At 36.8% G+C, this 21,918-nt stretch carries 17 protein-coding genes; 9 read left to right on the top strand and 8 right to left on the bottom strand.

Annotated elements, in window-relative coordinates; genetic code table 11:
- Positions 1-86 precede the first annotated feature (86 nt).
- Together JNG87_RS09810 and JNG87_RS09805 are read right to left on the bottom strand one after the other, a co-directional pair.
- Positions 87-1,208 carry an agmatine/peptidylarginine deiminase gene (locus tag JNG87_RS09810; protein WP_202843781.1) on the bottom strand — a complete coding sequence of 374 codons (1,122 nt, stop codon included), beginning with the start codon at positions 1,206-1,208 and terminating at the stop codon, positions 87-89.
- A gap of 69 nt (positions 1,209-1,277) precedes the next feature.
- Positions 1,278-2,102, bottom strand: a complete 825-nt coding sequence (locus JNG87_RS09805; protein ID WP_202843779.1) for a GyrI-like domain-containing protein — start codon at positions 2,100-2,102, stop codon at positions 1,278-1,280.
- A gap of 162 nt (positions 2,103-2,264) precedes the next feature.
- On the opposite strand from JNG87_RS09805, the gene JNG87_RS09800 reads away from it, so the two are divergent.
- The gene (locus JNG87_RS09800) at positions 2,265-2,513 is read left to right on the top strand and encodes a hypothetical protein (RefSeq protein ID WP_202843776.1); all 249 of its coding nucleotides are present in this window, start codon (positions 2,265-2,267) and stop codon (positions 2,511-2,513) included.
- Complete coding sequence (locus tag JNG87_RS09795; RefSeq protein ID WP_202843774.1) at positions 2,513-2,920, top strand: YybH family protein; 408 nt, start codon at positions 2,513-2,515, stop codon at positions 2,918-2,920. The genes JNG87_RS09800 and JNG87_RS09795 overlap by 1 nt, the downstream gene beginning before the upstream one ends.
- Before the next feature lie 776 nt (positions 2,921-3,696).
- Here JNG87_RS09795 and JNG87_RS09790 read toward each other — a convergent pair.
- The gene (locus JNG87_RS09790) at positions 3,697-5,352 is read right to left on the bottom strand and encodes a SusD/RagB family nutrient-binding outer membrane lipoprotein (protein WP_202843772.1); all 1,656 of its coding nucleotides are present in this window, start codon (positions 5,350-5,352) and stop codon (positions 3,697-3,699) included.
- Positions 5,353-5,380: 28 nt separating this feature from the next.
- Positions 5,381-8,521, bottom strand: coding sequence for a SusC/RagA family TonB-linked outer membrane protein (locus tag JNG87_RS09785; RefSeq protein WP_202843767.1), 3,141 nt, complete (start codon positions 8,519-8,521; stop codon positions 5,381-5,383).
- Positions 8,522-9,050: 529 nt separating this feature from the next.
- On the opposite strand from JNG87_RS09785, the gene JNG87_RS09780 reads away from it, so the two are divergent.
- The gene (locus JNG87_RS09780) at positions 9,051-9,248 is read left to right on the top strand and encodes a hypothetical protein (protein WP_202843765.1); all 198 of its coding nucleotides are present in this window, start codon (positions 9,051-9,053) and stop codon (positions 9,246-9,248) included.
- A gap of 63 nt (positions 9,249-9,311) precedes the next feature.
- On the opposite strand, the gene JNG87_RS09775 is transcribed toward JNG87_RS09780, so the two are convergent.
- Entirely contained in the window at positions 9,312-10,940 is a 1,629-nt protein-coding gene (locus JNG87_RS09775) for an acyl-CoA carboxylase subunit beta (protein WP_110011812.1), read from the bottom strand.
- A gap of 529 nt (positions 10,941-11,469) precedes the next feature.
- On the opposite strand from JNG87_RS09775, the gene JNG87_RS09770 reads away from it, so the two are divergent.
- Genes JNG87_RS09770 through JNG87_RS09760 form a run of 3 tightly spaced genes read left to right on the top strand, consistent with a single transcriptional unit; the run spans position 11,470 to position 14,204 of the window.
- Positions 11,470-12,348 carry a DMT family transporter gene (locus tag JNG87_RS09770; RefSeq protein ID WP_202843764.1) on the top strand — a complete coding sequence of 293 codons (879 nt, stop codon included), beginning with the start codon at positions 11,470-11,472 and terminating at the stop codon, positions 12,346-12,348.
- Between the two features lie 13 nt (positions 12,349-12,361).
- On the top strand, positions 12,362-13,444 hold the full coding sequence (locus JNG87_RS09765) for a PorV/PorQ family protein (RefSeq protein ID WP_110011810.1): 1,083 nt from the start codon (positions 12,362-12,364) through the stop codon (positions 13,442-13,444).
- A gap of 10 nt (positions 13,445-13,454) precedes the next feature.
- Complete coding sequence (locus tag JNG87_RS09760; protein ID WP_202843761.1) at positions 13,455-14,204, top strand: hypothetical protein; 750 nt, start codon at positions 13,455-13,457, stop codon at positions 14,202-14,204.
- A 404-nt stretch (positions 14,205-14,608) separates the two neighbouring features.
- On the opposite strand, the gene uvrC is transcribed toward JNG87_RS09760, so the two are convergent.
- Both uvrC and JNG87_RS09750 read right to left on the bottom strand, forming a co-directional pair.
- Positions 14,609-16,402, bottom strand: coding sequence for an excinuclease ABC subunit UvrC (gene uvrC, locus JNG87_RS09755; protein WP_110011808.1), 1,794 nt, complete (start codon positions 16,400-16,402; stop codon positions 14,609-14,611).
- Between the two features lie 87 nt (positions 16,403-16,489).
- Positions 16,490-17,251 (bottom strand): hypothetical protein, encoded by a 762-nt coding sequence (locus JNG87_RS09750; RefSeq protein ID WP_110011807.1) that lies wholly within the window; start codon positions 17,249-17,251, stop codon positions 16,490-16,492.
- A 130-nt stretch (positions 17,252-17,381) separates the two neighbouring features.
- On the opposite strand from JNG87_RS09750, the gene hutH reads away from it, so the two are divergent.
- The 3 genes from hutH (at position 17,382) to JNG87_RS09735 (ending at position 20,977) form a co-directional block, all read left to right on the top strand.
- Positions 17,382-18,869: a histidine ammonia-lyase gene (hutH, locus tag JNG87_RS09745; protein WP_202843759.1), complete on the top strand. Its 1,488-nt coding sequence runs from the start codon at positions 17,382-17,384 to the stop codon at positions 18,867-18,869.
- An 88-nt stretch (positions 18,870-18,957) separates the two neighbouring features.
- Entirely contained in the window at positions 18,958-19,404 is a 447-nt protein-coding gene (locus JNG87_RS09740; protein WP_202843757.1) for a GNAT family N-acetyltransferase, read from the top strand.
- Positions 19,405-19,495: 91 nt separating this feature from the next.
- The gene (locus JNG87_RS09735; RefSeq protein ID WP_202843756.1) at positions 19,496-20,977 is read left to right on the top strand and encodes a S8 family peptidase; all 1,482 of its coding nucleotides are present in this window, start codon (positions 19,496-19,498) and stop codon (positions 20,975-20,977) included.
- A 71-nt stretch (positions 20,978-21,048) separates the two neighbouring features.
- Here JNG87_RS09735 and ygiD read toward each other — a convergent pair whose 3' ends face one another.
- Entirely contained in the window at positions 21,049-21,876 is an 828-nt protein-coding gene (ygiD, locus tag JNG87_RS09730; RefSeq protein ID WP_202843754.1) for a 4,5-DOPA dioxygenase extradiol, read from the bottom strand.
- Positions 21,877-21,918: the final 42 nt, after the last annotated feature.

Here is a 21,918-nt window from a genome sequence, read left to right as displayed (position 1 = left end):
GGCAAATTTACGCTATTTTTTTGACGACTGAAGCTGTCTATCAGTAAAGCCTGCTGAAATGAGCAGGCTTTATTCTTACGATTATTTTATTGAGGTTGTTGCTGGGTGACACAATGTACCATTCCGCCATTGGCAAATAAATTCCGGCAGTCTATACCAACCACCTGTTTGCCAGGATAAAGCTGTTGGATAATATTGTTGGCAACTGCATCGTTAGGGTCGTTATAATTAGGAACCAATACACGGTTATTCGCAATATAATAATTGATGTAAGAAGCACGCCCTACATTTTTTCCGTACGTAGTAATCACATCATTTCTTGTTAAAGGCACTTTTACAAACTGATATGGAGAACCGTTTTTCGCAGTAGCATCATACAGTTTATCAATATCTCCGTCCGGTACCTGCCAGTAGGCCAGATCATCAGGACTCATTGTAATAATGGTAGAAGAATTGGCAAACCGGGCAAAACCATCAATGTGCATATCGGTAATATCAAGACCGGCTTTTCCATTCAGCCAGATAAATTTGGTTACTCCTAGGTTTTTAGTAAATATAGCCTCTGCCTGTTGTTGCGTCATTCCCGGATTTCTGTTATTATTCAGGATAGAACTTTTACAAGCCATCAACACTCCGTTTCCGTCAATTTCCACACTTCCGCCTTCATTGATCATCACTGAGTTAAGATTGATTTTTGGTATATTGGTATCGGCTGCTATTTTAGAAGGTATTACGTTACATTTGCTGTAATCGGCTTTGTTTCCCCAACCGTTAAATCCCCAGTCCTGAATGAATAACTGCCCGTTCTGGTCTTTTACATAGATAGGACCATTGTCTCTTACCCAGAAGTCATCCGTTGGATAAATTTTGAAGTTGATATTGGTGAGGGAAACTCCAGCATTGTTGAGCAGGCCTATAATACGATTCTTTTCTGCACCATCATAAGCAATAATGTGAACTTTTTCACTTTGTACAAGTTCTTTGGTCATCGCTACCCAGGTGGCATCCAGTCTGTTGCGGTAAGTCACTCCATACTGATACTGATGAGGCCATTGAAGCCAGGTTCCTTCATGTGGAGCTGATTCTTCAGGCATTTTGTAAACAATGGTTTCCGGATTTACCGTACCCGGTAATTCTGTTAAGTCCGCTGATGAGCAGGATAATAGAAGAAGAGGTAATAATGGGAACATGATTTTCTTTTTTTGCATAACTGATCTATTTTTAACAGGGCAAAATTAGATCGATTGTTTTTCTTAAAGTTGTCCCAAATTGACAACTTACTTCAAAGGTAATAAAATATAGGTCAGTTGTTTTTCCTGATCATCTTCGTTTTCAGCATGATTTTCATACTTTTCAATGATAGGAGTGTGTGAAAACTCAAGACCTGAATTGAAAATCCAGCGTGAATAGATCTTCGTATACGTGTCGTCTATTGTTTCGTAGCTTCCATGATGGGTAAAACGGGCATATTTACCTCCGAACATCATTTTTGAAGGTAGCTTTTTATTTCCGGACTGAACGGATGAGCATGCATCATAGCGGCAGTTGATTTCTGTTTTTATTAATGGTTCATCGGCTATAACTCCAAAATATTCTATCCCGGAGTCAGGAAAATCATTTTCCATGAACTTTTCCCACAGCACTTCAATCTCTTCATTGTTATAACAGGTGTTAATGCTCTGATAATATACCTGGACAGGTTTCAGATAAACAATTTCGGGTTCCAGCAAGACCTCTGAGGTAACAGGAATGATGGCACCTCCACAAAGGAGTTGTTCCTTACTTTGTCTTGCAGCTTTAGGGGAAATCCCAAAATGTTGTTTAAAAGCTTTGGAAAAGGAAGCGATATTGGCAAAACCAACTTCAATGGCAATGGAGGTAAGATTTTCCTGAGTATAAAGAATGCGTTTATAGGCATTTTCTACTTTTAATCTTTGCTGGAAAGTACCTATTGTCTCCCCACAGCTGTACTTGAAAATGCGCTGGATATTCCGGTAAGAATAATGAGAAATGTCTTCCAGTTCCTTTACAGAAACAGGCTGGTCGTAATTCTTCTCCATAAAATTGATAACTCTGTAAATACAATTCAGGTTGTCTTCCATAAGCATTGAACTTTTTCAGAAACTGGTGATATGAAATAAATTACAAATAAAAGAAATAAAAAAATATCTTGACAATATTGTAATTTAGCTTTCGGTAAAAATAGATTTAAAAAAAATGAATTTTACCGCTCTAAAACGAAAAACCAAGAAATACTATTAAATATGGAAAAAGATTTGTCAGAATTAACGGATCAGGAGCTGATAGAGAAAAAAAGAACTATTGAATCCAGAAATGTTGTGAATGCTATCATCCTGGGGGTATTGGCTGGAATTGCTATTTATAGTACCATAACCAAAGGGGTCAGTTTCACTACTTTTTTACCGATACTTCTTGCTTTTTTTGTGGCCAACAGCTGGAATAAAGGTAAGAAAGGCTTGAAAAGGGAAATGGACTCCAGAAATGTGAAGTAATGCAGGAATTTAACAGAAAAACAGAAACTGGTGCTGTAGCCTATTTTCGGCATTGCATCAGAAACGGAGATGTAAAAGGAGCATTAAGTTGTTTTCATCCTGAAGCAGTCTACATAGACCGCGATGGAAGAGAGTGGAGAGGGTTTGAGCAGATAGAAAGGGCAATGAATGAGATTTGCCGCTTACAACTGGATATTCAAGGTGAAACTCCACATATCACTGTTGTAAATGATCTGGCGATGTGGCAGGATCAGTGGGAAATAACGGGAACTGCTCCGGATGGGCATTCTATTCATATGACAGGCAATACTTCCTGTATCATGAAAAAAAATGAAGAAGGAGAGTGGCTGTGGCTGGTTGACAATCCTTTCGGTTCTGCTGTGCTTAAAAATGACAATCTGGTATAAATTCTGAAATAATTGTACCCTTGTCAAGGTTTTAAACCTTGACAAGGGTGGGGATAAAGTCTTTCAGAAACTGACTAGTCCTGAAAAAGGTTGACTAGTTTAATATTTCAAATATACTTAAATCAGAGTAGGAATTTTCCTATTCTGATTTTGTTTTTTGTATGTTTTTAATTTCACGTTATTTTTCATATGCACTTGTGAGTTAAAAAAATCATAAAGACTCTAATAAAGGAGGCTGGATTCCTGCGGAATGACACAGTAGGAAAGAAGCAGGCCAAATAAAAAGAAAGACGCCATTGCAACCAATAACTCCATTGAAAGATAAACACGGAATCGGTATCCCGGACTTCGTTACATCATTTTATAATTTATCATTGATGATTCATTCACCATCCTAGCCCCGATAGGAATGGTTACCCCGCAGCTGGGTTGGAGGGTGAATGGGTTGGAGCGTGGGACCCTGCGGCTTTGCTCAGGGCGGGAGCGCAGGCGCGAGGAGTATGAATGGATAGCGGGAAACAGCTCCTGATAGCATCTTTCATTTATTTTGTTAATCTCCATAATTCAAATTATCATCCTCTAGATCCAAGAGCCTAAAATAATGAAGATTGTAAAGTATGACGCTTGGACCCTAAGGATGACTTAAAAATTGTAAAAATTCTATTGCTAATAGATAAATTTTATCTGTTTGAATAATCTTTCAATTAACTGAATAGCTATGATGATGTTATGCTGCACTTTTCCGTATTACAAAATAAAAGTGGATATTAATGGAATTATTTTTTATCCCACCAAATTCGGCCTTGTATATCGCTTTCACTGGTTCCAAATTCAGGATCCTGCTTCATTTGGTCCAGTGCTTCCTTTTGATTTTGATAATTTAGATTATCTTTTGAAGGAGTGGGAAGAACAATTCTTCTTGGCATTATCAACAGAACTCCGGATTCACTGAATGGATTTTCCAGTTTAAGCGCAGTCGATACATTAGGCAATCCTGTTCTTTTAATCAATGCCCATACTTCATTGGGTTGCTTGAAATAGTTTAAATATTCCTGAATGATAATCTGTTCCAGGGCTAATGATGGATCAAATTTGATTTGAGGCTGGTTTAGATAAGCTAAAATATCGGTATCATAGGCTGTTTTATAATCATCTACCAATGCTTCTTTGGCAATATAATTATAGGTTTCAATAGATGCTCTGATTCCTTGTTCATAAAGATCTTTTACATTACCAGGAATAAGATTTCTTGCAGACAGTTCTGCTTTCAACAGTGAATAATCAGCATAGGTAAGAATTGGGAATATAGCATTTCCTGTCCCAATGATACCTTTTGAAGTATTTTCCGGCCTCCATATTCTATATTGTAATCTGGAAATGGTATCATAATTCACTCCGTTTAATAATCTTTTTGCTGAAGTATAATAACGGCTCATATCCGCTGAAACCATGTTAGGGCTGACAAAACCACCAACATAACGCTGGCTTTCCGTAGCTTTTTTCATTTTACCGGCTGCTACCAGCTTATCTATGTTTTCCTGGGAATAATCATTTTGCTGGAAAAATATCGATATTCTGGGATCTTTGCTTTCATTCATAAAGTCAACCATAGGTTTTGCAGCAGACATACCTGCAGGATTGAAATTACCATGCTCCGTTAGCCTTTTAGTCCGTAACATGAAGCTCTCTGCTGTACTGCTAATCTCATCCCTTGATAAAACCTGCACAGCAATGGCAGTCAGTCTGGCAGGATTCCTTTTCATGAGTCTTGACGCAATTTTTAATCTGAGTGAATTAGCTACCCGTTTCCATTTGCTTATATCACCCTTAAAGAATAAGTCTTTATCTCCCGGATTTACCTGTACAGATTGATCAGCACTTTGAATTGCAGTATATATATTGTCTAACTGCTTGTCAAAAATATCATACAATTGTTCCTGTGTTTCATATTTAGGAGTTTGTGTTCCCCCGTAACGGGCCTGAAATGCTTCTGTATAAGCTATACTTCCATTCACATCTGTTACATACCATGCATAATAAACTTTTAAAATCGTGGCAATACTTTTAATGTTCACGTATTTTTTTTGATCTTCAGCCGGCATATGATCAATTTTGTATATAATGTCTGTAAGTAAAGCACCATGATCTCCATAAAAGATATCTTTTCTTTGATTCATATTGGAGCCGTCAGCCATAAACTGAGGAGAATTGCCTGTGCTGGGAACCAACGTCTGAGTCCAGGGCATAATTCTGCGGTAGTAATCATAATAATATTCAAAGCTGCCATCAAATCCTTTCATCATTGCTAAAGGCAGAAGTTCTTCTGGTGTAGCTTTTATTTGATCTACCGGATTGGTGTTAATCTGAGCAAAATCACTGGTACAAGATACAAACAGAGAAATCGACAGCGTAAGTATAAGTATTTTTTTCATTTTTGTTAATTTTTAGAATAATAAATAGCTAGAATGAGAAATCCAGGTTAAATCCTATATACCTTGACATAGGTGCACCTCCGTACTCCGCAAAGCTGCCTGCGCTGTTGGAATATTTTCCTTCAGGATTTATCCCATCCGGTAATTTATTGTAGATATAGAATAAGTTTCTGCCGATAAGGGAGAGGTTGAGAGTATTGACTCCAAGAGATTTAATCATCTCCGGTTTAAAAGAATAGGTCAGGCGTGCTTCACGTAGGGAAACCCATGTATTTTCAAATACAGCCTGCTCCCGGATACCATTTCCCCATGAGGCTAATCTGTTGTAGTAGGAAGATGTTTTTACGGGATTGATCCACCCTTTTTCATAAGCTTCCTGATAAGTCATACCGCTTACATCTCTGGTGACTCCTTGTTTATCCTTTATGATAGAATTCTGGCCGAATACTCCATCGGGAATTACCCCGTATTGAGTGTTGCCCTGCGAATCAATATATTTGATTCCACCTCTTTCTTCATCTCTGTACTTTAATGTGGATGAAAGGTTGCCAAACTGAACACCATAATTGTATGTGGCAGAAAGAATATCACCCCCTACTCTTGCATCAATCAGTAGACTTAAAGATAAATTTTTATACCTGAAAGTATTTCTGAAGCTGGCTAAAAAATCGGGAGTTAACTTTCCTACTGTAGTATATCCCTGGTTTTGGTAAGAATCTGATCTCATGTAAGAGCCATCAGCTTTCAGAACTTTCATTCCATTTCTGGGATCATCAATTTTATTACCATTCGCATCTAATGCCTGATATCTTGCATAGGCATATTTGGTCTGTATCAAACCGTATTGCTGGCCAGGTATTGCTATACTTTTTACGTCAGTGCCCATGGCCCAGTTCAGGACATATTCCGTAACTCCTGGATAGAGCTCAATAAGTTTATCCCTGTTTTGAGAAAATGTAACTGTGGTATTCCATTTGAAGTTAGGTAGTTTCACCGGAATTGCGTTGACAATTACCTCTATGCCTTGATTTTGCAGATTTCCGGCATTAATCTGCTGCTGACTGAGTCCTGATTCTTGTGGTAAAGGAAGTGTTAACAGCTGATTGGTAGTATTGGTCTTATAAAAAGAAACATCAAAATCCAGCCGGTTATTGAAAAAGGCCATATTTAATCCAAATTCTATGGATCTGCTCAATTCATTTTTTAAATTTAAATTCGCAAGAGAATTACTATTGAAACCCACTAACGGAATGCGCACGCCATCAGGGGAATTATAAGCAGAAGGGTCGTGTCTGTAATAGAGGCCGGAGCTTGTGTTGTATGGCGAAGTATCTCTTCCCACCCATGCCAGACTTCCTCTCAAACTTCCGGAATTGATCCATTTTGGAAGCTTAAAAGAATTAGAAAATATCCAGTTTCCAACAAATGAAGGATAGAAGTAGCTTATACTTCCATGTCCATCAGGGTATGCCAATGTGGAAGACCAGTCGTTGCGACCTGTAATGTCAATGAATAGCTGATCTTTCCAGGCGAAATTAGCAAAAGCATACAACCCCTGAATTCTTTTCGGGGACTGATTCCCATCGGTATAATAGGCCTCGCTTCCTGCCGGATCTATTGAGTTCTGGATCTGGAAAACGCCCGGAGAATTAAGTCCTCCATTAGTCCATTGCCTTGTGGCTTTATATTTGGATCTGAAATCTTCTCCACCAAAAGAGGCGTTAAGGGTAAGATTTTCTGTTAATTTAAAGTTGGCATTCAGTAGAAATTTCGTTGTATACTGCTCCTTTCTCCCTTCCAAAATGCTATACCCACCGCCATTGAATCCGGGGTTTTCTCCAAGTATTTTAGATTCATTCAGAAAATCAAAATTATTGAAGTTGCCTGATATCATTAAGTTTAACCAGTCTGTTAACTGAGATTTGAGCTCAAGCCTGCCTATATAATTGTTTTCTTTCTGGGTTCTTGTGTTCTGGAAAATGTTAAAATAAGTAGACGTCATACCATAAGGATCCGCACTGTCTTGTTTCCTTCCCCCATTTACAGGATCCAGATAATTGTTTTTCCAATAAACAGCATCAAAACTTCTTGGAGTGCCATATATAAAACTGAAGAGAGGACTTTCATTTCCTCCCTGAGGTACGGGGTTCTGCCCGAAAGACCGGTTATAGTTGAAACTTGCATCTACCTGCAAATATTTACTAAACTGATGGGTTGCACGGATAAAATAAGCGTTTTTTATAAACTTATTACGGGGAAGAATACCTTCAGCTTCCTGATTGGTATAACTCAACAGAATAGTAGATTTATCATTTCCTCCGGAGAGTTCGAATGAATTTTTACGATCAAATCCTACCTGATAAATATCCTTATAATTATCCGGCTGAGGATTCCATAGAATTGTTCTTCCATCAATATCCTGTACAGGTTTTCCGTCAAATTTTGGCCCGTAGCTGTAAAAAAAATTGTTGGGATCTATAAAACGGTTTCCATTAGTATCCGTTGAAAAGTTGGATCCAAAACCGGCACCAAATTCATTCTGAAACCTGGGGCTGCTATAGACGTGCTGTGTAGTAAGAGAAGAATTTATCCTGACACCTAATCCATTCGTACCTTTTCCTTTCTTGGTTGTAATGACAATAACCCCGTTAGCAGCCCGTGAACCATAAAGTGCAGATGCTGCAGCACCTCTTAATATGGAAACGGACTCAAAAACATCTGAGTTAAGGTTTTTCATTTCATTACCGAAATCGTAACCGGAACCCCAGGAATCCGCACCGGTTACTCCATTGTCAATAATTACTCCATCAACTACTATCAGCGGCTGGTTATTGTTGCCTAATGATGTATTTCCACGGATTTGTATTCTGGCACTGGACTGCGGACCTCCGGATCCTGCTGTTATTTCCACACCAGGAAGTTTTCCCTGAAGAGCCTCCATGGGGTTAACGACACCAGCCTGGGTAATGTCTTTGGTCTCAACTTTGGTAATGGCATAGCCTAGTTTTCTCTGATCTCTTTTTATCCCAAGTGCAGTAACAACAACTTCATCAATTTGTTTATTCTTTATAGAATCCTTCTTTGAATTTTGACCACTTAGGTGGTTTGTACCCAATAGAAAACAAAAAACACCAACAGCCAAGGGAAGTCTTGTACTTAATTGTTTCATTTTGTTCATCATTTGCTTATTACTGCAATATTAAAAAAAAATATGGCACGAATATTATAAATTTAAATATAAGATGTTGGTTATCAGTGATTAATGTTTTGTTTTTTTATTGTTTAATGTTGATTTTAATGTATAATATTCTGCAATTGACAATATTGAAAATATAAAAAAAGATCATATATTACTTATCTGTGAATTTTATTTTTTTTGCTTTTTTTATATGATATAAGCTTTTTGTCTGTTAAATAAAGGGTTATAAAGTACTTTTATTGTCAATTTCTAGAATGGATATAAAAAATCCCTTACCAATGTGATAAGGGATGTTTTTTCCTTTAAATCCTACCACGCATAAGCAATGTAATTCCTTAGGAGCCTAAGCAAACAATTTATTTTAAATTGTATTATTAATTATATTTTTAGATTAAAAATTTTCACTTAAATTTCACTATGTATAGAAAAAATAGTATTTTAGAGGAAGTGGAATCCGAAAAGCTGTAATAGAGTAGGAATTATCAAAAGCTAAATAACTATGAAAAATCTAGTAAAGATTTCAAGGGAGAGTTTAAAATCACTAAAAGGAAGCGGAGGGCCTGGATGTCCGGATGATCCGGCGTTTGGAATGTGCTATCCTCCGGGATGGCCAAATGGAATCTGTTTAAGCAAATATCAATGCTGTATGAAACTTGGTGGGCCTGAAGAATTTTGTAAAGAGGAATACGGCAACTAATTATATCATATAATTAAAAAAACAACCCCGGCTATTTCAAATTAAAATAGCCGGGGTTATTTATCAGACCTGTATTACTCCAAGATTGAACTTCTCAGTGATAGGAGAGTGGTTTGCTGCTTCAATCCCCATAGAAATCCATTTTCTGGTATCAGCAGGATTGATGATGGCATCAGTCCATAATCTTGCTGCTGCATAGGTAGATTCAGTTTGTTTCTGATATTTCTTTGAGATGGTATCCAGAATTTCGTTATGCTCTTCTTCAGAGATATTTTTTCCTTGCTTCTTTAAAGTAGATTCCTGAATCTGAGCCAGTACTTTTGCTGCCTGTGCACCACCCATTACTGCTAAATCTGCCCAGGGCCATGCAACAATTAATCTGGGATCATAAGCTTTTCCACACATTGCATAATTTCCTGCTCCATAAGAATTTCCTGTTATAATAGTGAATTTAGGAACTACGGAATTGGAAACCGCATTTACCATTTTGGCGCCATCTTTAATAATTCCGCCATGTTCTGATTTTGAACCCACCATGAATCCGGTGACATCCTGTAAGAAAATTAAAGGAATTTTTCTTTGATTACAGTTGGCAATAAATCGGGTTGCTTTATCCGCAGAATCAGAGTAGATCACTCCTCCGAACTGCATTTCTCCTTTACCGCTTTTAACCAGCTTTCTCTGATTGGCTACAATCCCTACGGACCAGCCGTCAACTCTTGCTGTTGCACAGATAATACTTTTACCATAGTCTGGTTTGTATTCTTCATATTCGGAGTTATCCACAATACATTTGATAATTTCGTAGGTATCATATTGTTCAGCTCTTGAGACCGGCATAATTCCGAAAATATTCTCAGGATTTTCTTTTGGCGGGAAACTTTCTATTCTGTCAAAGCCTGCTTTTTCAGTAGTTCCGACAGATTTCATGATGTTTTTGATTCTGTTCAGAGCATCTTTATCATCTTTAGCTTTATAATCCGTTACTCCTGAAATAGAGCAGTGAGTGGTTGCCCCACCCAGTGTTTCATTATCAATACTTTCTCCGATAGCTGCTTTTACCAGATAACTTCCTGCAAGGAAAATAGAGCCTGTTTTATCCACAATCATAGCTTCATCACTCATGATGGGTAAGTAAGCTCCTCCAGCTACACAACTCCCCATAACGGCAGAGATCTGGATGATTCCCATAGAACTCATTTTAGCATTATTTCTGAAAATTCGTCCAAAATGTTCCTTGTCCGGGAAGATCTCATCCTGCATAGGAAGATAAACACCTGCAGAATCTACTAAATAAATGATGGGAAGCTTGTTTTCCATAGCAATTTCCTGTGCTCTCAGGTTTTTCTTTCCTGTGATAGGAAACCATGCACCGGCTTTTACAGATGCATCATTAGCGACAATAATACATTGTCTTCCGGAAACGTAGCCAATAACAACTACAACACCTCCGCTAGGACATCCTCCATGCTCCTGATACATTTCATATCCTGCAAATGCTCCAATTTCTATGGAATCTGAATCTTTATCGAGAAGATAATCTATTCTTTCTCTTGCTGTCATTTTTCCTTCATCACGAAGCTTTTGAAGCCTTTTCTCACCACCTCCTTTTTTAATCTCAGTGAGTAAGCGATTTATTTCAGATAATTTTAATCTGTTCTGATCCTCCCGTTTATTGAATTCGATGTCCATAAAATTTTCAATTTTTTACGCTTAAAGATACTATTTTTATGAGGAATATAAATTGGAAGTAAAACAGATGTTTAATTATTTGGTTTCTAGTAAATTGTGAAATTTTTAACTAAAAAATATTTTTAAATAATTTATATTTTTTCTAACTTTACACTAGAGTAACAGAGGTGATATTCTCTGCAAAATACTCTAAGTTCCTAGTTTATTTTTTTAATAGTTTATTATTTGAAGGCCCTGAAAGTTTAACAAATTTTCAGGGTTTTTTACATCTATATGCGTTTGCCAGTAATACTTTCTATATGATATTTACGAGACCGTTTTGGTCAGATGTTGTTTTGATTTCAATCCTGTCTTAATATCATATTGGTTTTGATTTTTACTAAATTATTATAAAACGTCCTGAATTAAGAGTAAAAACTATTAAAAACATTATTTATCATCTTTTTATTAATATAAATTTATGTTTTTTTGTAAGATTTATAAAAGCGTATTTGTAAATTTGCACGTTAAAATCAAAAGGGGATAGGTTATGCATAAATTGGCGCTTTTCAGGTTACATTTAATAGTTTTTTTATGGGGATTCACCGCAATTTTAGGAAAACTGATTCAGGCCAATGCTCAGATTCTTGTGTTTTACAGAATGTTGTTTGCCTCAATCTTTTTGTATGTATTTATCAGATTCTTCAAAAAGGAAAGCATTAAGGTTTCCAGGAAAATATTCTTTCAGCTGGCTGCTATAGGCTTTGCAATGGCACTTCACTGGTATTGTTTCTTTTATTCTATTAAAGTTTCCAATGTTTCAATTGCCTTAAGCTGCCTTTCCTTATCGACGCTTTTTGCCTCGATTCTGGAACCCATTATTTTCAAAAGGAAAATTGATATATCTGAAGTGGTAATGGGAACTGTTATTGTGGCCTGTATATTATTGATTTTTAAAACAGAATTTCATTTTAAAGAAGGTATTATTTATGGAATTCTTTGTGCGATATTCGGGACTGTTTTTTCGGTTTTTAATGGTAAGATGTTTGGGAAAACAAGTTCGGGAAACATTATTTTTTATGAAATCTTCTGTGGTTGGTTTATTTTAATGATATTTTATCTGCTTTCGGGGCAAATTTTTCAGATGAATGAAATAAACTACAGGGATCTGGCGTTAATATGCTTGTTAGCCAGTGTTTTTACTGCTTTTCCCATGCTGGAATCTGTGAATTTAATGAAATATATATCACCTTTTACTTTAATTTTAACAGTTAATTTAGAACCTGTCTACGGAATTATACTAGCTTTTTTTATCTTTGGGGAATCAGAACATATGAGCCCTGTATTTTATGTCGCTTCAGGTGTTATGATACTGGCAATCATTGCAAACGGATTAATAAAAGCCAGAAAAACTAAAAACTTAAACTAAGCATCAAATTTATATGATGAAAAAATATTTTTTACTTGCATTTTCACTGTTGTTTGGGCTTTCTCAATCTCAGATTATCAGAAAATATTCCAATGAATTTTTAAATATCGGAGCCGGAGCAAGAGGACTTGCAATGGGAGGAGCGGTAATTACCAACCAGGATGATGTATATTCTCCTATGTGGAATCCCGCAGGTTTAATGTCTATCGAAAGAGACTGGCAGGGAGCAGCAATGCACGCAGAATACTTTGAGTCTATTGCAAAATATGACTATCTGGCTTATGCAAAAGTACTTGAGGAAGGTGTTTTTGGGGTTTCCGTAGTAAGACTGGGAGTAGATAATATTTTAAATACAACCCAGATGATCGATTCTGAAGGGAATATTGATTATGATAAAATTACAAAGTTCTCTCAATCCGATTATGCTGCAATTCTTTCTTATGCATTCAGACCAGGAGGAAATCCAAAATTAGATGTCGGGATAAATGCTAAGATTGTATATAGAAATGTGGGTAAATTTGCTAATGGTTATGGTTTTGGTTTCGATGTTGGGGCGATTTATAAAGCAGATAACGGATGGAAGTTCGGGGGGATGGTGAGAGATATTACAACTACTGTCAACTTCTGGACGGTCAATCAGAAAGAACTTTCTACTGTTGTAAATGGAGAAGAATTTAACCCTGCTCCCAAAGATAAACTGGAACTTACAATGCCTAAACTGAATGTAGGGGCCAGCAAATTATTCGAAATCAACAGCAGCGTATATGTATTGCCGGAAGCAGGTATAAATGTGGATTTTGCTAAAACAGCATCCTTAATTTCTACAGACTTTGCCAGTATCAGTCCTTACGCAGGAGCTGAGCTGGGATACCAGAAAATGATTTTTGTGAGATTGGGGATCAACAGATTCCAGTCTATTACAGATATAGAAGATCTTAAAAGAAAAGTTTCTTTCCAGCCAAGTGCAGGTCTTGGAATAAGATACAGAGGGCTTACACTGGATTATGCCATTACAAATTCAGGGATTGGCGGATCTAATTTCTATTCCAATTTCTTCTCCTTAAAACTGGATATGGGAGCATTTAGAAACGATTAAAATTATAAAAATGAAAAAGTTATTAATGCTGATGTTGGTAATAAGCTCAACAATGGCTTTTACGCAGAAGGTTTCAGATTATAAATATGTAGTGATTCCCGAAAAATTTAAAACCTTTAAAAACAGCAGTTTTGGATTGGAAGCTTATCTGGCTAAAGGGCTGCAGGGAAAGAAGTATGAAATTTTAACTGAGGCAATGGACAAATGGCCATCTGAGGCTAGAAATAATTCCTGTAATGTAATTAATGCTGAAGTGCTGAATGATAAGAGCTTATTTACAAATAAAGTGATTTTGCAGTTCAAAGATTGCAATAAAAAGGTCATTTTAGAATCTAAAGGGCGCTCAGATATAAAAGAATTTGAAGAAGGATTTCCTGATGCTTTAAAGCAGGCTTTGACACATGTTCCACTTTCCAGCCCGGTAGAAATGAAACCTGCTAAAATGTCAGATGCTACTGAAAACGTACAGAATACAGTTTCTGAAACCGTTGTATCTGCAATAACTCCGGAGGCGAATAACTATTCAAACGGGAAACTTGATCTTCAGAAAATACAGATTGACTCTAATCAGTTTATTTTGGCAAAATCCGGAAGTTCCGTACCATTTGCTGTTTTCAAATCAACTTCTAAGAATTCTGTTTTCATAGTTAAACTAGCTGACGCAACTACTACAATAGGATATTTTGAAAATGGAAGTATTGTGATTGATATTCCCCAGGCCGATGGCAAATTTTCCAAAGAAGTTTTTATTGCAAAATAAATTGTACATAACAAAATACATAAAAGGCTCTTAAAAAGAGCCTTTTATAATATATATGTTGATGTGTTTTTCATTCTTTTAGTATTTTAGACAGAGCCCTATAGATATGAAAGTAATTGGGGTATCAAATAGCAAATGAAAATGTGAATAGATTTATAAAAAAGAGAAGAATTTTCATAGTATTATTGTCATTAGTTGATAATACTAATTTATGGAAAAAATATAAATAATACTAATATTTAATGAAATATTTATTCGTTTGTGTTTTTCATTGATAAATTTCCTTTTTGTAATGGGGATTGTTGGTTTTTGTCTCTTATTGAGGAAATAAAAAAAGTATATGAGTTTTGTATGAAAACTTCATTTTGTTTGTGATAAATTAGCTGCCGTAGTGCATCAATTTATCAGTTAGCATTAAAAAATTCCCAAATCACTTTAGCTTTGCTTTTTCCCAGAATTTCTTCAAGAGTTTCAAAATTGGCTTCTTTGATGCGTTTTACAGACTTCAGTTTAGACAAAAGCAATTCGATTGTTTTTTCTCCAACTCCAGGAATTTCTTCAAGTTCAGATTTTATCGTAGAGTTTTTTCTTCTCGTTCTGTGATGTTTTACCCCAAACCGGTGAGCTTCATCACGAACACGCTGAAGGATTTTCAACGTTTCAGATTTTTTGTCCAGATATAAAGGAATAGGATCTTCCGGAAAGAATATTTCTTCCAGCCTCTTGGCGATTCCTACAATGGTAATTTTTCCATAAAGTCCCAATAACCTGAGACTTTTTACAGCAGAAGAAAGCTGTCCTTTTCCTCCATCTATCAGAATCAGCTGGGGAAGACTTTCTCCCTCATCAAGCATTCTTTTGTAACGGCGGTAGATTACTTCTTCCATCGTAGCAAAATCGTTAGGTCCTTCTACCGTTTTAGGATGGAAAATTCTGTAATCTGCTTTGCTCGGTTTTCCATCTTTAAAAACAACACATGCAGACACAGGATTGGTTCCCTGAATGTTTGAGTTATCAAAACCTTCAATATGCCTTGGTTCAACAGGCATTCTCAACAATTTCTGCATTTCTGCCATGATTCTGTTGGTATGTCTTTCAGGATCTACAATCTGAACCTGTTTCAGCTTTTCCAGACGGTATTCTTTAGCATTCTTTTCAGAAAGTTCTACAATTCTTTTTTTGTCTCCAACCTTAGGAACAATCAGTTTTACATTGGGAATTTCTACAGAAAGGTGAAACGGTAAAAGAACTTCTTTAGAATCGGAAGAAAACTTCTGACGGATCTCAATCAAAGCTTCTTCCATAATATCTTCATCCGTTTCCTCAAGAATCTTTTTAATCTCGGTGGTAAAACTCTGGATGATATTTCCGTTTCTGATTTTAAAGAAATTGACATAAGCAGCGGTCTCATCACTGGTCATCCCGAAAACATCTACATCATCAATATTCGGATTTACAACGGTATTTTTAGCCTGATAATCCTCAAGAATATCCAGTCTTTCCTTAATGATCTGAGCTTCTTCAAATTTAAGATTGGAAGCCAGCTTCATCATCTGATTCACCAGATAATCCTTTGCCTTACGGAAATCCCCTTTAATAATTCCGCGGATGGCATCTATTTTTTCGTCATAATCTTCCTTGCTTTCAAGATCTTCACAGGGCCCTTCGCAGTTTTTGATATGATATTCCAGGCAGACTTTATATTTGCCTTCCGCAATTTTGGATGGGGAAAGATTCAGATTACAGGTTCTAAGCTTATAAATGTGTTTTATAGTATCCAGCAATATTTTTGCAGGACGTACTTTTGCATACGGACCATAATATTCGGATCCGTCTTTAATCATATTTCTGGTCAGAAAAATTCTTGGAAAATCTTCATTTTTGATGCAGATCCATGGATAGGTCTTGTCATCCTTCAACATAACATTATAAAACGGCTGGTACTCTTTAATCAGATTATTTTCCAATAAAAGTGCATCATACTCGCTGTTTACAATCGTCGTTTCCAATCGCTGGATTTTGCTGACCATTATTTTGATCCTGTATCCTGAGAGGTTTTTGTTGAAATAGGAGAGTACCCTCTTTTTCAGATTTTTAGCTTTTCCCACATACAAAAGCTGTTCGTTTTTATCATAATAACGATAAACGCCGGGTTCGGATGGTAAGGTTTTGAGCTGTAATTCTAAAGAAGGATTCATATAACAAAATTAAGGAAACTTTCCCTATTTAAAAAAAGAAAAAACCTGCAGATAATTCTACAGGTTCCGGTATTTTGACAGTGTATCCTATCCGTGGTTCATTTCGGTATACTGATAGATGAGAAAGCTTAAATAATTCCACTCTACAGAATTTTTTGGATATTTTTTCATGAATTCAGGATTGTCACCAAATAAAAAGTCATAGTTGTCTTCAAAATCATCTTTGTGAAGCCACATTACTTTATTGCCTTTCTTTACATAATAGGATTTAATAACACCTCCGCCAAATGCAGGTGCGCCAGCAAACCCGGTACTCACTGTTTCTGAAGCAAACGGATCATGATAAACCGTAATAAGCTCATTAAATTCAGGATTGATGACCTGCATTAAAAAAGCTCTTGGCTCTTTCTTGTTTTTTAAAGAAACAATCTGGTTTTCGTAAGGAATGGCATCGTCGGTGACAGATTTGCCGTACTTTTTTGTGCTGTAATTTCTCATGTTTGAAATAAACTTTGCCGCTTTCATCGACTTTTCAGTCTCTGTCGCATATAAATACATTTCAGCAATATCGGCTGCTTCGAATTTTATAGGCTTTCTGGTATCAACATCCTCAATGGTGATGGAAAGAATCTGTCCCCTCTGTTTTTCCCAGGATTTGCTGTAACCCTGATGTTCTGTATTATCCTTTAAAATAATGGTGGAAACTTTTTTATCTGTTGCGGTATTGAAACCTTCGTTAAACAGATAGCGGTTCATTTCTTTTCTTTCTTCTTTTGAATATTTTACTTTCTGGGCGAAAGCAGCTGTGCTTGCTACACATAAAGCAAGGAGTAGAGTTTTCAGTCTCATGTATTATTGTTTTTAATTTTCGGGGCTAAATGTAGTAAATTAATTCGCTTGTTTTATAAAAATATAGAAGATTGAAATTTAGCTTTTCCAATTATTGTTAAATGCGTAATTTTAAGGAAATTTTTTAGAAATGATATACGGGGTAGATGTTTTTACTTTCCATGATGTTCTGGAAATATGTAAAAAACCAAATAAAGCGAAGCTGAACAAAGCTGCAAAAGAACAAATTTTAAAATCTCAGAAAAACGTACAGAAAATAGTAGAGTCAGACAGATGTGTATATGGAATCAATACAGGATTCGGGCCATTATGTGACACGAAAATTTCAGCGGATGAAACCGCTCAGTTACAATATAACCTGATCATTTCTCATGCGGTGGGTGTTGGAAAGCCTATTGATAAAGAACTTTCCAAAATCATGATGATTGCTAAGGTACATGCTCTTTCTAAAGGATTTTCAGGAGTTTCCCTGGAGGTGATTGAAAGAATGATTCTGATGCTTGAGAAAGATATTATTCCTGTGGTTCCTGAACAGGGATCTGTAGGAGCTTCCGGAGACCTTGCTCCATTAGCGCATCTCGTATTGCCTTTACTTGGCTTAGGACAGGTTTGGGAAGGAGATATGGTTTCCGATACCATGGAAGTGTTGAAAAAGCATGACCTTGAACCACTGGCTTTAGGTCCGAAAGAAGGATTAGGGCTGATCAACGGAACACAGTTTATCCTTGCCCATGCCATCAAAGGACTTGAAAAATTTGAATACTTACTGGATCTGGCGGATATGACGGCAGCTATGAGTATTGAAGCGTACAGAGGTTCTGCAAGCCCTTTCAAAAAAGAACTTCATGAGATCAGACCGTTTGAAGGCAGTAAAAAAGTAGCGGCAAGAATGCTTAAGTTCTTAAAGGGATCAGAAAACTTGAAAGCTCACGAAGACTGTGAAAGAGTGCAGGATCCTTATTCCATGCGATGTGTACCACAGGTTCACGGAGCCAGCAGAAATGCTTTTGAGCATCTTAGAGGAATGGCAGAAACAGAATTGAATTCCGTTACGGATAATCCGATCGTATTAAGTGCTGAAGAATCTATTTCAGGTGGAAACTTCCATGGACAGCTGATGGCATTACCTTTAGATTATGCTACATTAGCAGCTGCAGAGCTAGGGAATATTTCAGACAGAAGAAGCTACTTATTATTAGAAGGAAAATATGGACTTCCAAGATTATTAACGGAAAGCTCAGGATTGAATTCCGGATTTATGATCCCTCAGTACACTTCAGCAGCCTTGGTTACAGAAAATAAAACATTATGCTTCCCGGCGTCGGCAGATTCTATTCCAACAAGTTTAGGACAGGAAGACCATGTTTCTATGGGAAGTATTTCAGGAAGAAAATTCAATCAGGTTCTGGGAAATCTTGTGAATATTCTGTCTGTTGAGCTGATGTTTGCCGCTCAGGGACTTGAATTCAGGAGACCTGCGAAATGCTCTAAAGTAATTGAAGAAAACTTTGCAATTCTTCGTTCTAAAGTTGCCAAGCTTGAAGATGACAGACTGATCGGTAAAGATATGCTGGCCATTGCAGAATTGATTAACGAACGAAAATTTGTTGTCAACTAATACAAAATACTTGAAAGCTTCCGGAAGGGAGCTTTTTGTTTTCACAAATCTTTAAATCCTTCAATTTTTAAATCGTTAAATCAACTAGATGAATATACTCAGAACAGATTCTGCCAATACAGATTTTCAAACTCTTGTAAAATCCCTTGACGCTACTTTATCCGAACATAATGGAGAAAATGATGACTTCTTTGCTCAGTTCAATACAATAGATACTATCAAAAACTGTATCGTAGCCTATATAGATGATATTCCAGCAGCCTGCGGAGCATTCAAACCATTTTCAGAAGATACCATAGAAATAAAAAGAATGTTTACCCATCCTGATTTCAGAAAAAAAGGATTAGGTTCCGCTATTGTGAAAGAACTTCAAAGCTGGGCAACAGAATTGAACTTTACAAAAGCTGTATTGGAAACTTCCAGGGACCTTAAGAGTGCCATCTCGGTGTATGAAAAAAGTGGTTTTTACAAAATACCTAATTATGGTCAATACGTTGGAATAGAGCAAAGTGTGTGCTACGAGAAAGTATTGTAATTTAATATTCATGTAATGCTAAATTCATTTTTTTTCAATTTTTAATTCCCGTTAAAGTGTTATATTGTGGTCTCAACCAAAATTATAACATATGAAAAAAACTGTATTCCTACTGGCAATATTTTTTGCCTTAAACTCGTGCACCAGAGAAGATCTTCAGAACGAAAATGTAAAAACCGAAATGTCCCAGAAAGATCCGTTGACTGCAAAACAAATCAACGAAAGGATCAATCAGGCGATTAAAACGGACGGTACTTTCAATTGGAAGAATGAATCCGATCATTTCGTATGGAGTGCTATTTTCCGCGGAAATAAAATGGTATCGATCGGTTTTGGAACTTCTAAAGATGATTTCGATAGAAGTAAATCTCCAAACAGCAATGATATCGAAAAAGAAGTTCTTTCTGTGATCAAAAAGTATGAAGGAAAAGACGAAAGAAATTTCCTTCTTCTTTCAGATCAGTATCTTAATCAGATGGATGTTGTCATTGAAAATGAGGAAACTGTTTCCGCACTTCGCCAAATGAAGAACATCCGATATGTAGAACCGGCAGATTATCATTATTTTGAATTTGAAGCTCAATATAATGCAGCTGCAAAATCTTCAGGAAGCGGTTCGTCAGGGTGTGGATTTTCATCATCTACATTAAGTACTGCAGACTATACCTCAACAACGCCAGGTGCAAAAATACCGTGGGCTTTTACTAAACACAGCATTCCTGAAGCCTGGGGCTATAGTACCGGAGCAGGCGTAACCATCGGGCTTATTGATACAGGTGTTTCTCCTGAACAGACTTTATTGGGTGGAAGTTTTAATAATGGAGCTTCTTCAGGAAGAACAATCAGCAAATACGGAGTGTATAATTCAGATGGATCAGGAGATCAGTGCGGGCATGGAACAAAAATGGCTTCTGTAATAGCAGCTCCGAGAAATAATGCAGGATTACCTGTAGGAGTAGCTTATAATGCCAATCTGATCGCTTACAGAGCCGCAGAAAATGTTGTTCTTGAAACATCCAGTGAGCAAACTGCTGTAAAAACGGCTTTCACTGAATTGGGTAACAATACCAATGTAAAAATCATTTCTATGTCGATGGGACACATCTTTTCCGTTGGAAAAATTGAAGACGGTGTTAAATATGCTTATTCTAAAGGAAAACTGATTTTCTGCGCCGGAGGTACCTCAACCAGCTTTACCAGCTTTGTCGGAGTAATTTTCCCTGCATCCATGCCGGAAACTCAGGCTATAACGGGAGTGAAAGAAAATACTTCCAATCAGAAATGTGATGTGTGCCACTCGGGAAGTCAGATTGATTTTACCTTCCAGATGGAGAGATCTTCAGGAAATACCGTTCCTGTATTGAGCTATTACAATGGTCAGGCAGATTATGTGGGTGGTTCTTCAGTGGCTACAGCAGCTACAGCGGGAATTGCGGCACTCGTTTGGGCTAAAAATCCATCATGGACAAGAGACCAGGTTCTTACTAAAATGAGACAGGCTTCAACCTACTATCCAAATGTTAATTCAAGCTATGGCTATGGAAATATCAATGTTTTAAAAGCTGTACAATAAAATAATAACCCTATAAAAAAAAGGAAATATCTCAGCTGAGGTATTTCCTTTTTGTTTTAATATAGAGAAGGCTATCCAATCCTTACACTTGTCATACTCAATGAACCCCCGATAAGCTCATCATTGAATAAAGTAAGCTCTTCAGCCTGATCTTTCAATCCTAAAGTATATAATAGAGGGAGATAATGATCAGGAGTAGGAACAGCATATTGTAAGAACGTACCCTGTTTCTGGTAATCTATGATATTCTGAAAATTGCCATCCAGAAGCCAGTTGTTGGTTTTTTCACGGGCTTCCACTGCCCAGTCCCAGCCGGCTCCTACTGTATTGATGTTTTTCCAGTCAATAAGACGAAGATTATGAACAATATTTCCACTTCCGATGATCAGGATACCTTTTTCACGAAGTTTGTTCAGTCTTTTTGCCAGATCATAATGATACTGAGGAGGTTTTGTATAATCAATACTCAGCTGGATCACCGGAATATCTGCATCAGGATACATATGTTTGATCACAGACCATGCCCCATGATCAAGTCCCCAGCTATGATCTTCTTCCACATCTACAGGAAGAAGTAACTCTGCAGTTTCTCTTGCCAGTTCGGGATTTCCCGGTGCAGGGTACTGCACATCAAAAAGGGCTTTGGGAAAACCGTAAAAATCATGAATGGTTTTCGGCATATCCATAGCCGTTACAAAAGTTCCGTCCGTATACCAGTGGGCAGAAATACAAAGAATTGCATTGGGCTTTGGAATTTCTGAGGCTGCTTTCCGGAAACCCTGTACAAATTGATTCTCTTCAATGGCATTCATTGGTGAACCATGTCCAAGAAATAAAACAGGCATTCTCTGTGTACTTTTAAAACCGTCGCTAATGTTTTGAAGATCGTTGAGGTTCATAAATATTGAAGATTATAAAAAATAAAAGGTTCAAGGCTTTTA

This window comes from Chryseobacterium cucumeris, from assembly GCF_016775705.1.
Lineage (GTDB): Bacteria > Bacteroidota > Bacteroidia > Flavobacteriales > Weeksellaceae > Chryseobacterium > Chryseobacterium cupriresistens.
The sequence above is the reverse complement of the archived record's forward strand: the minus strand, read 5'-3'. Positions and strand labels throughout refer to the sequence as shown.

Excerpts from the sequence above, each read along its gene's own strand:
- JNG87_RS09810 (WP_202843781.1), bottom strand. The coding sequence starts at position 1,208 with ATGCAAAAAAAGAAAATCATGTTCCCATTATTACCTCTTCTTCTATTA.
- JNG87_RS09805 (WP_202843779.1), bottom strand. The coding sequence starts at position 2,102 with ATGGAAGACAACCTGAATTGTATTTACAGAGTTATCAATTTTATGGAG.
- JNG87_RS09800 (WP_202843776.1), top strand. The coding sequence starts at position 2,265 with ATGGAAAAAGATTTGTCAGAATTAACGGATCAGGAGCTGATAGAGAAA.
- JNG87_RS09795 (WP_202843774.1), top strand. The coding sequence starts at position 2,513 with ATGCAGGAATTTAACAGAAAAACAGAAACTGGTGCTGTAGCCTATTTT.
- JNG87_RS09790 (WP_202843772.1), bottom strand. The coding sequence starts at position 5,352 with ATGAAAAAAATACTTATACTTACGCTGTCGATTTCTCTGTTTGTATCT.
- JNG87_RS09785 (WP_202843767.1), bottom strand. The coding sequence starts at position 8,521 with ATGAAACAATTAAGTACAAGACTTCCCTTGGCTGTTGGTGTTTTTTGT.
- JNG87_RS09780 (WP_202843765.1), top strand. The coding sequence starts at position 9,051 with ATGAAAAATCTAGTAAAGATTTCAAGGGAGAGTTTAAAATCACTAAAA.
- JNG87_RS09775 (WP_110011812.1), bottom strand. The coding sequence starts at position 10,940 with ATGGACATCGAATTCAATAAACGGGAGGATCAGAACAGATTAAAATTA.
- JNG87_RS09770 (WP_202843764.1), top strand. The coding sequence starts at position 11,470 with ATGCATAAATTGGCGCTTTTCAGGTTACATTTAATAGTTTTTTTATGG.
- JNG87_RS09765 (WP_110011810.1), top strand. The coding sequence starts at position 12,362 with ATGATGAAAAAATATTTTTTACTTGCATTTTCACTGTTGTTTGGGCTT.
- JNG87_RS09760 (WP_202843761.1), top strand. The coding sequence starts at position 13,455 with ATGAAAAAGTTATTAATGCTGATGTTGGTAATAAGCTCAACAATGGCT.
- uvrC (WP_110011808.1), bottom strand. The coding sequence starts at position 16,402 with ATGAATCCTTCTTTAGAATTACAGCTCAAAACCTTACCATCCGAACCC.
- JNG87_RS09750 (WP_110011807.1), bottom strand. The coding sequence starts at position 17,251 with ATGAGACTGAAAACTCTACTCCTTGCTTTATGTGTAGCAAGCACAGCT.
- hutH (WP_202843759.1), top strand. The coding sequence starts at position 17,382 with ATGATATACGGGGTAGATGTTTTTACTTTCCATGATGTTCTGGAAATA.
- JNG87_RS09740 (WP_202843757.1), top strand. The coding sequence starts at position 18,958 with ATGAATATACTCAGAACAGATTCTGCCAATACAGATTTTCAAACTCTT.
- JNG87_RS09735 (WP_202843756.1), top strand. The coding sequence starts at position 19,496 with ATGAAAAAAACTGTATTCCTACTGGCAATATTTTTTGCCTTAAACTCG.
- ygiD (WP_202843754.1), bottom strand. The coding sequence starts at position 21,876 with ATGAACCTCAACGATCTTCAAAACATTAGCGACGGTTTTAAAAGTACA.